Below are 9,319 nucleotides of genomic sequence, written 5' to 3'. Positions count from 1 at the left end.
TTTTGGAGCGGGAAACGAGACTCGAACTCGCGACCCCGACCTTGGCAAGGTCGTGCTCTACCAACTGAGCTATTCCCGCAAATCTGTACTGCTTTTGTTGCTGCCGTAACGCGTAATTCTCTGTCGTTACGGGAGGCGCATTATACGAGAAATCCGTTTAGCTGCAACCCCCCGAAAAGCGATTTTTTCGTTTTTCTGTTTAAGTGCTGAATTTATCGGCAAGTCGTCTAATTTAGCGACAATTCTGCCTCAGTGCAAGCTCACAGGAACGATATTCGTAGGCCGGGTAAGGCGTAGCCGCCACCCGGCAATCCACAAAATCAAAGCTTAATGAAATGTTCGCGATAGTAAGCAAGCTCGGCAACCGATTCACGAATATCGTCCATCGCCTGGTGCGTTCCTTGTTTCTTGAAGCCATCAAGGATCTCTGGTTTCCAGCGACGGGCCAACTCTTTAAGCGTGCTGACGTCCAGATAGCGATAATGGAAATACGCCTCCAGCTCCGGCATATATTTAAACAGGAAACGACGATCCTGACCGATGCTGTTGCCGCAGATTGGTGATTTTCCTTCCGGAACCCACTCTTTTAAAAAGGCCAGCGTCGCCAGTTCGGCTTCACGATCGCCCATGGTGCTCGCTTTTACGCGTTCCACCAGCCCACTTCCGGTATGCGTACGTACGTTCCAGTCATCCATTAACGCCAGTTGCTCATCAGACTGATGCACCGCAATTGTCGGTCCTTCAGCCAGGATATTCAGGTTGGCATCAGTCACTAGCGTAGCGATCTCAATAATGCGATCGCGCTCGGGATCCAGACCTGTCATCTCCAGATCGATCCAAATCAGGTTGTTTTCATTGGCACTCATGCTATTTTCCACCCTTCAGCGTCACATTCAGTGTGACTATATTCATCTAAAATTGCGTGTATCATAAATGTTTTGCCCATTATGGGCGACCAGGAGCCAGTCCGATTGAGTAAGAATAAACTCTCCAAAGGCCAACAGCGCCGCGTGAACGCCAATCACCAGCGTCGTCTTAAAACGTCCGCGGAGAAGCCCGACTACGACGACAACCTGTTCGGCGAGACTGCTGAAGGCATCGTTATCAGCCGTTTTGGCATGCATGCCGACGTAGAATCTGCTGACGGGGAAATTCACCGTTGCAACATCCGCCGTACCATTCGTTCGCTGGTTACCGGCGATCGTGTAGTCTGGCGTCCGGGTAAAGCGGCGGCTGAAGGCGTGAATGTCAAAGGGATCGTTGAGGCGGTACATGAGCGTACCTCAGTACTCACTCGCCCGGACTTTTACGACGGGGTGAAACCCATTGCGGCCAACATTGATCAAATCGTAATTGTCTCAGCCATCTTACCTGAGCTGTCACTGAATATTATCGACCGCTATCTGGTAGCTTGCGAAACCTTGCACGTTGAACCGATTATCGTACTGAATAAGATCGATCTGCTGGATGACGAAGGTATGGCCTTTGTTAACGAACAGATGGACATCTATCGCAACATTGGTTATCGCGTGTTGATGGTCTCCAGCCGCACCAAAGACGGTCTGAAACCGCTTGAAGCAGCGTTGACCGATCGCATCAGCATTTTTGCCGGTCAGTCAGGCGTAGGAAAATCCAGCCTGCTCAATAACCTTCTCGGCCTGCAGGAAGAGATCCTGACCAATGATGTCTCCGACAACTCTGGTCTTGGGCAGCACACCACCACAGCGTCTCGCCTGTACCACTTCCCTCACGGCGGCGATGTCATCGACTCCCCTGGTGTACGTGAGTTTGGGCTGTGGCACCTGGAGCCGGAACAAATCACTGATGGCTTTGTCGAATTTCATGACTATTTAGGTCATTGCAAGTACCGCGACTGTAAACATGATGCAGATCCGGGCTGTGCAATTCGTGAAGCTGTCGAGGAAGGGAAAATTGCTGAGATTCGGTTTGAAAATTATCACCGCATCCTGGAAAGCATGGCGCAGGTAAAAACGCGTAAAAACTTTTCTGATACAGACAACTGACAACTAAGCTAAGCATCGCTAGAATCGTCCCCCTTTTTTTCAGGATCCGGCTCATATGTCGGATCGGGAACAAATTATGGCCTGGAGGCTACCTTGTTAAACTCATTTAAGCTTTCGCTACAATACATTCTGCCGAAACTATGGCTCACTCGCCTGGCGGGTTGGGGTGCAAGCAAACGAGCAGGATGGCTGACTAAACTGGTTATCGATCTGTTCGTGAAATATTACAAGGTCGATATGAAAGAGGCGCAAAAGCCGGACACCGCCAGCTATCGTACCTTTAACGACTTCTTTGTTCGCCCACTGCGCGAAGATGCACGCCCGATCAATACCGATCCAAACATACTGGTCATGCCCGCTGACGGCGTGATTAACCAGTTAGGCAGTATCGAAGAAGACAAACTGCTGCAGGCTAAAGGGCATAGCTACACCCTTGAAGCGCTGCTGGCAGGCAACTACCAGATGGCGGATAAATTCCGTAACGGGACGTTTGTAACCACTTACTTGTCTCCACGCGATTACCACCGTGTACATATGCCGTGTAACGGTATCCTGCGTGAAATGATGTACGTGCCAGGCGATCTCTTCTCTGTGAACATCCTGACCGCTCAGAATGTGCCGAACCTGTTTGCCCGCAACGAACGTGTTATTTGCCTGTTTGATACCGAATTTGGCCCGATGGTGCAGATTCTGGTCGGCGCGACCATCGTCGGCAGCATTGAAACCGTATGGGCTGGCACCATTACCCCACCGCGTGAAGGCGTGATCAAACGCTGGACATGGCCGGAAGGCGAAAGCGAAGGCTCTGTGGCGCTGCTGAAAGGTCAGGAAATGGGCCGCTTTAAACTCGGTTCCACCGTCATCAACCTGTTCGCGCCAGGCAAAGTTAACCTGGTTGCACAGTTGCAGGATCTGTCGGTAACCAAAATTGGCCAGCCAATGGCCATCTCTACCGAGACCTTTGTGACGCCAGAGGCAGAACCCGCGCCATTGCCGAAAGAAGAAATCGAAGCAGAACACGACGTCAGCCCGCTGGTTGACGACAAAAAAGACGAAAGTTAACCATAGGGATCGCTGCAGTGCGCCTGATTATCACTTTTCTGATGGCCTGGTGCCTCAGCCTGGGGGCGTACGCTGCGACGGCCCCCGATGCCAAACAACTCACCCAGGAACTGGAGCAGGCAAAAGCGGCGAAACCCGCTCAGCCAGAAACCGTTGAGGCGCTCCAGTCCGCGCTGAATGCCCTTGAGGAGCGGAAAGGCTCCCTTGAGCGTGCTGAACAATATCAGCAGGTTATCGATAACTTCCCCAAGCTGTCCGCCACGTTACGCGCACAGCTAAATAACCTGCGCGACGAACCGCGTAGCGTACCAACAGGTCTCACGACGGATGCATTAAACCAGGAGATCCTTCAGGTCAGCAGTCAGTTACTGGATAAAAGCCGCCAGGCTCAACAGGAGCAGGATCGCGCCCGGGAAATCGCCGACTCGTTAAGCCAGCTTCCTCAGCAACAAACCGATGCCCGCCGCCAGTTAAATGATATTGAGCGACGCCTGGGTACAGCTAACAGTAACTCAGCGCTCAATCAGGCGATGCAGGCGGAATCCGCCAGGCTTAAAGCCCAGGTCGATGAACTGGAACTGGCGCAGCTTTCCGCCAATAACCGCCAGGAACTGGCGCGAATGCGCTCCGAACTGGCAGAAAAGCAGAGCCAACAACTCGACGCTTATCTGCAAGCATTACGCAACCAACTCAACAGCCAGCGCCAGCGTGAAGCCGAACGTGCGCTGGAGAGCACGGAACTGTTGGCAGAAAACAGCGCAGGATTGCCGGAAGGCATCATTGACCAGTTTAAAGTTAACCGTGAGCTGTCTCAGGCGCTCAATCAGCAGGCGCAACGTATGGATCTGGTCGCCTCCCAGCAGCGTCAGGCCACCAGCCAAACGTTGCAGGTACGTCAGGCGCTGAATACGCTGCGGGAACAGTCACAATGGCTTGGCGTCTCGAATATGCTGGGGGAAGCACTGCGTGCACAAGTTTCTCGCCTGCCAGAAATGCCCAAACCCCAGCAGTTAGATACCGAAATGGCGCAGCTGCGCGTACACCGTATGCGCTATGAAGACCTCCTCAACAAGCAGCCGCAATTACGTCAAATTCACCAGGCCGACGGACAACCGCTAACCGCTGAGCAGAGCAGCATTCTCAACGCCCAGTTACGCACTCAGCGTGAACTACTGAACTCTCTGCTACAGGGTGGCGATACGCTGATCCTCGAGCTCACTAAGCTAAAAGTCTCCAATAGCCAACTGGAAGACGCCCTGAAGGAGGTCAACGAGGCGACGCACCGTTATCTGTTCTGGACATCAGACGTCAGCCCCATCTCGCTCTCCTGGCCCGTCGACATTGTTCAGGACCTGCGCCGTCTGATCTCACTCGATACATTTAATCAGCTTGGCAAAGCCACTATCATGATGCTGACCAGCAAGGAAACGCTGCTACCACTGTTCGGTGCACTGGTGCTGGTTGGGTTTAGCCTTTCTTCACGTAAACACTTTACCCGCTTTCTGGAACGCTCGTCAGCGCGTGTTGGTAAAGTAACCCAGGATCACTTCTGGCTGACGATACGCACGGTATTCTGGTCGATACTCGTCGCCTCACCGCTGCCGGTGCTGTGGGCAACGCTCGGTTACGGGTTGCAGGAAGCCTGGCCTTACCCGCTGGCTGTTGCTATCGGCGATGGCGTTACCGCCACGGTGCCTATGCTATGGGCGGTAATGATTTGCGCCACCTTTGCGCGTCCCAACGGTCTGTTCATTGCCCACTTTGGCTGGCCGCGTAACCGTGTCGCGAAGGCCATGCACTATTACCTGATGAGTATCGGGCTGATTGTCCCGCTGATCATGGCGGTGATTATGTTTGATAACCTCAATGACCGGGAATTCTCCGCCTCATTGGGGCGCCTGTGCTTTATCCTGATTTGCGGAGCGCTGGCGATCGTGACCCTGAGCCTGAAACGCGCCGGCATACCGCTGTATCTCGACAAAGAAGGCAATGGCGACAACATGGTCAACAGCATGCTGTGGAATATGCTGATGGGTGCACCGCTGATTGCTATTCTCGCGGCAGCTGTGGGCTACCTGGCAACATCACAAGCCCTGTTGGCGCGCCTGGAGACTTCGGTAGCAATTTGGTTCTTGTTACTGGTGGTCTATCACGTCATCCGCCGTTGGATGCTAATCCAACGGCGCCGTCTGGCCTTCGATCGTGCCAAGCATCGACGCGCCGAAATGCTGGCGCAGCGCGCGCGAGGTGAAGAAGAACCGCCGCATTCCACCAGCCTTGAAGGCACAATTGATGTTGATGAAAGCGAAGTAGATTTGGATGCGATCAGCGCACAATCGCTGCGCCTGGTGCGTTCTATCCTGATGCTCATCGCCCTGCTTTCGGTTATCGTGCTGTGGTCAGAAATTCATTCCGCTTTCGGCTTTCTGGAAAATATCTCACTGTGGGATGTCACCTCCACGGTGCAGGGCGTGGAAAGTTTAGAGCCCATTACACTGGGTGCAGTGTTAATTGCGATTCTGGTGTTTATCATCACCACGCAGTTGGTGCGAAACCTGCCCGCATTGCTGGAACTGGCGTTGCTGCAGCACCTGGATTTAACCCCCGGCACCGGTTACGCCATCACCACCATCACCAAGTACCTGCTAATGCTGATTGGCGGTCTGGTTGGCTTCTCGATGATCGGTATCGAATGGTCGAAATTGCAGTGGCTGGTAGCCGCTCTCGGTGTGGGGCTGGGTTTTGGCTTGCAGGAGATCTTCGCCAACTTTATTTCCGGTCTGATCATCCTGTTTGAAAAACCAATCCGTATTGGCGACACGGTGACCATTCGCGATCTCACCGGTAGCGTGACGAAAATTAATACCCGCGCCACGACCATCAGCGACTGGGACCGCAAAGAGATCATTGTGCCCAACAAAGCCTTTATCACCGAGCAGTTTATCAACTGGTCGTTGTCCGATTCGGTCACCCGCGTGGTGTTAACCATCCCGGCGCCGTCGGAGGCGAACAGCGAGGAGGTGACGCAGATCCTGCTTACTGCCGCACACCGCTGTTCACTGGTGATCGACACACCTGCCCCGGAAGTCTTCCTGGTTGACCTGCAGCAGGGGATTCAAATCTTCGAACTGCGTATTTATGCCGCTGAAATGGGGCATCGCATGCCGCTGCGCCATGAAATCCACCAGCTGATTCTGGCAGGCTTCCGCGAGCATGGTATTGATATGCCATTCCCACCGTTCCAGATGCGTCTGGAGAGCCTCGGCGGTAAGCAAACAGGGAGAACATTAAGTTCTGCAGGAAGAGGCAGTCGCCCGGCGGGAAGTTTGTAATACCTGAGTAGCTCGAACGCAGTGACGCCAAGCTACGGTGTGGGTCTTGTAGGCCTGATAAGCGTAGCGCCATCAGGCAATTCGATGCTGATTGCCGGATGGCGGCATTGCCTTATCCGGCCTACAACGGCCCAATTTACTCTGTCACCAGAACCGGCTGACGGTTAACGCGGCGGCTGTAGTTCTGATAAATCGTCATCGCCAGCAGCGAGAAGAAGATCGGGCCACCGGTCATCCACAATGCGCTGTTCCAGTCCCCGGCTTCAATCACCGGCTGGATGATGGTGAATACGTTGGCAAACGTCACCACCAGCACCACCACACCTGTTGCCAGTAGCGTCGCCGCTCGGGTTTTAAAGACCACAAATGATCTTTCCAGACCCGTGCGGGCTTTAAAGAACGGAAACGCCAACGCAAGGAACAGATACGGCAGCGTCATCGAAACGTTCGCCATCAGGGTCAGTTTGTTATAGAACGCTGACGCCGTATCGCCGCCAAACGAAACCAGCAGGATAAACAGGCTTACCAGCAGACACTGCAACCACATTGCGGTCGTCGGCATCCCCACCGCATTCAGTTTGGTCATCGGCGCGGGCCACAATGCCTTCGGCGTACCCTGAATAATCGCTTTCAACGGCGAGTAGCTGAGCGTGAAGAAAGCGCCGGTATAGGCGAGGAACATAGAAAGTCCGGTAATTCGCGCGAACCATACCCCAATTGTCATCGCCGTTTCAGGGGAAAGGTGCAGCGCATTACCCAATGTCATCCCAAGGCTTTTCATCAGGATATAAGTAATATTACCAAGGTTAACCGAGCCATTACTTAATACCTGCTGCCAGTTGGTGCTAACACCCCACAAAAATATAGCCAGCGAATAACCAACTGAAATGACGATAGCGGCAAAGACAATGCCTTTTGCAAAGTTCTTTTCGGGTTTTTCCGTTTTATCGACCAGTCCACCAACGGCTTCAATTCCACCATAAGCAAAAATGGCAAATACCACAAATGACAGCATGGCCAGACCAGACTGATACCCCGGATTAGGCGAGGAGATAAAATTAATATCCTGAGCAAAGTGGCCACCAGTTAATAACAAAATAGCGACACTCACTAACAACAGAACTAAATTAAGACACATTACGGCAATTCCGCCTACTGCCGTAATACGGGCAATCTTATTAATACCTCGGGAGGCCACGCAGGTCACCAGAATCATCCAGCCAACGGCGAGCAGTCCGACGACCTGCGTAGGCTCAAGCCCCACGATACGCCAGTGCTGCGTCATATCAGCGCCAAACAGGAAGGTTGAAAAAGGTACCCAGACTTTCGCGGCAGTACTGACCATCCAGATAACATAGGAAGAGAACCACATAAAGGTGCCGATAAAGGCATAGCGAGGTCCAACGCTATTATTCATCCACGAATAGATTCCGCCCTCTTCTTTCCGATAGGCGGACCCCATTTCTGCCATCATTAACGCGAATGGAATAAAGAATAACAATGCAGAAAATACATACCATGGAATAGCACTGTATCCCATTAAATAGAAAGCCGAAGGACTATTGGCAAATCCAAAAACTGACGTAAATATCATGAGGATGAGACCAATCAGGCTCATCTTTTTTATTGTTTGGGTCATTAAACCATCCCTTACTCTGGCAAGCGTTTAACCAACGCCGCTCACCGATTGGCACTGCTCTCTTTACAGAGTTCAGCGATAGAAAAATCAACACAGAATTGATACCTGAACGATATCAAATACCCAGGATTAAATTGTGGCCATTAGAGGGAAAATGAAAAAATATGCTACAAAGTGGCGATTTTACCGCCACTTTGCATTGAAGAAGAGTGGGTTACGCGCGATCGACAGTAAATGCGATAACCTCAGCCAGGCTCTCTGCGCCCAGCGCCAGCATCACCAGACGGTCAACGCCCAGCGCCACGCCAGAACAATCCGGCATCCCTACCTTTAACGCTTCAAGCAGGTTGGTGTCGATAGCCTGCTGCGGCAAACCACGTGCAGCACGTTTGCGGTTATCCTGCTCGAACCGTTGCTGCTGCTCGCGCGCGTCGGTCAACTCATGGAAACCATTCGCCAGCTCAATACCTTTGTAATAAACCTCAAATCGCTCAGCGACCCGATGATCTTCGGTACTGATTTGTGCCAGTGACGCCTGACTGGCCGGGAAATGGTACACAAACGTTGGTTTGTCTTTGCCAATATGCGGCTCAACGCCCATTGTAAACAGCAGTTGCAGCAAGGTATCCCGGTCTTCTTCGGTATCGGCGATATTGCTGAGATCCAGCTTCGCCGCCACTTCCCGCAGTTGGGTTTTATCCGCAGACAGCGGGTCAATCTCCAGATGACGCTGGAAAGCTTGCTGGTAAGAAAGGCTTTCGGCAGGTGAACAGTCCAGCACTTGCTGCAGCAAATCATCCACTTCATTCATCAGGCGATACATGTCGTAGTGTGGGCGATACCACTCAAGCATGGTGAACTCAGGATTATGATGACGCCCCATCTCTTCATTACGGAAGCTGCGACATAGCTGATACACCGGGCCACATCCTGCGACCAGCAGGCGCTTCATATGGTATTCCGGGCTGGTCATTAAATAGAGGTTCATCCCCTGGGAATGACCAGGGCCAACGAAACGCGTTTCGAACGGGAACAGGTGGATGTCCGTTACCGTCGCCTGACTCATGCAAGGTGTCTCAACCTCAAGCACTCCACGATCGGCAAAAAAGCGACGAATCTCCGCTATAATTGCTGCACGTTTTAACAGATTGGGGATGGACGCGCTCGGCTGCCAGGTTGCCGTTTCGCTCATGGTTGTTTCTCCGATTTCAGACAAGGGCACGAAGTCTACTCGTATCGCGCTAGCGAGACAAATTTCACGC

At 52.6% G+C, this 9,319-nt stretch carries 6 protein-coding genes and 1 tRNA gene; 3 read left to right on the top strand and 4 right to left on the bottom strand.

Annotated features, from left to right (window positions below):
* Positions 1 to 3 precede the first annotated feature (3 nt).
* Positions 4 to 79 (bottom strand) — tRNA-Gly (locus tag OGX91_RS23700).
* 241 nt (positions 80 to 320) lie between these two features.
* On the bottom strand, positions 321 to 866 hold the full coding sequence (gene orn / locus OGX91_RS23695; RefSeq protein ID WP_040232952.1) for an oligoribonuclease: 546 nt from the start codon (positions 864 to 866) through the stop codon (positions 321 to 323).
* A 105-nt stretch (positions 867 to 971) separates the two neighbouring features.
* Between orn and rsgA the strand changes: the two genes are divergently transcribed.
* From rsgA to mscM, 3 genes are all read left to right on the top strand, one after another.
* The gene (gene rsgA / locus OGX91_RS23690; RefSeq protein ID WP_005122157.1) at positions 972 to 2,024 is read left to right on the top strand and encodes a small ribosomal subunit biogenesis GTPase RsgA; all 1,053 of its coding nucleotides are present in this window, start codon (positions 972 to 974) and stop codon (positions 2,022 to 2,024) included.
* Between the two features lie 93 nt (positions 2,025 to 2,117).
* On the top strand, positions 2,118 to 3,086 hold the full coding sequence (gene asd / locus OGX91_RS23685) for an archaetidylserine decarboxylase (RefSeq protein ID WP_005122156.1): 969 nt from the start codon (positions 2,118 to 2,120) through the stop codon (positions 3,084 to 3,086).
* 17 nt (positions 3,087 to 3,103) lie between these two features.
* A complete protein-coding gene (gene mscM / locus OGX91_RS23680; protein ID WP_040232951.1) occupies positions 3,104 to 6,418 on the top strand; it encodes a miniconductance mechanosensitive channel MscM in 3,315 nt (1,104 codons plus the stop codon).
* A gap of 136 nt (positions 6,419 to 6,554) precedes the next feature.
* Here the strand turns inward: mscM and yjeM are convergent, their stop codons facing one another.
* Both yjeM and epmA read right to left on the bottom strand, forming a co-directional pair.
* A complete protein-coding gene (gene yjeM / locus OGX91_RS23675; RefSeq protein WP_040232949.1) occupies positions 6,555 to 8,057 on the bottom strand; it encodes a glutamate/gamma-aminobutyrate family transporter YjeM in 1,503 nt (500 codons plus the stop codon).
* Positions 8,058 to 8,271: 214 nt separating this feature from the next.
* Positions 8,272 to 9,249 (bottom strand): elongation factor P--(R)-beta-lysine ligase, encoded by a 978-nt coding sequence (gene epmA, locus OGX91_RS23670; protein ID WP_040232947.1) that lies wholly within the window; start codon positions 9,247 to 9,249, stop codon positions 8,272 to 8,274.
* Between the last annotated feature and the right edge of the window lie 70 nt (positions 9,250 to 9,319).

Origin of the sequence: Citrobacter sp. Cpa228, assembly GCF_030333085.1 — a bacterium.
Lineage (GTDB): Bacteria > Pseudomonadota > Gammaproteobacteria > Enterobacterales > Enterobacteriaceae > Citrobacter > Citrobacter pasteurii.
Note: the sequence above shows the minus strand (reverse complement) of the source record. Positions and strands in the feature narration are given on the sequence as shown.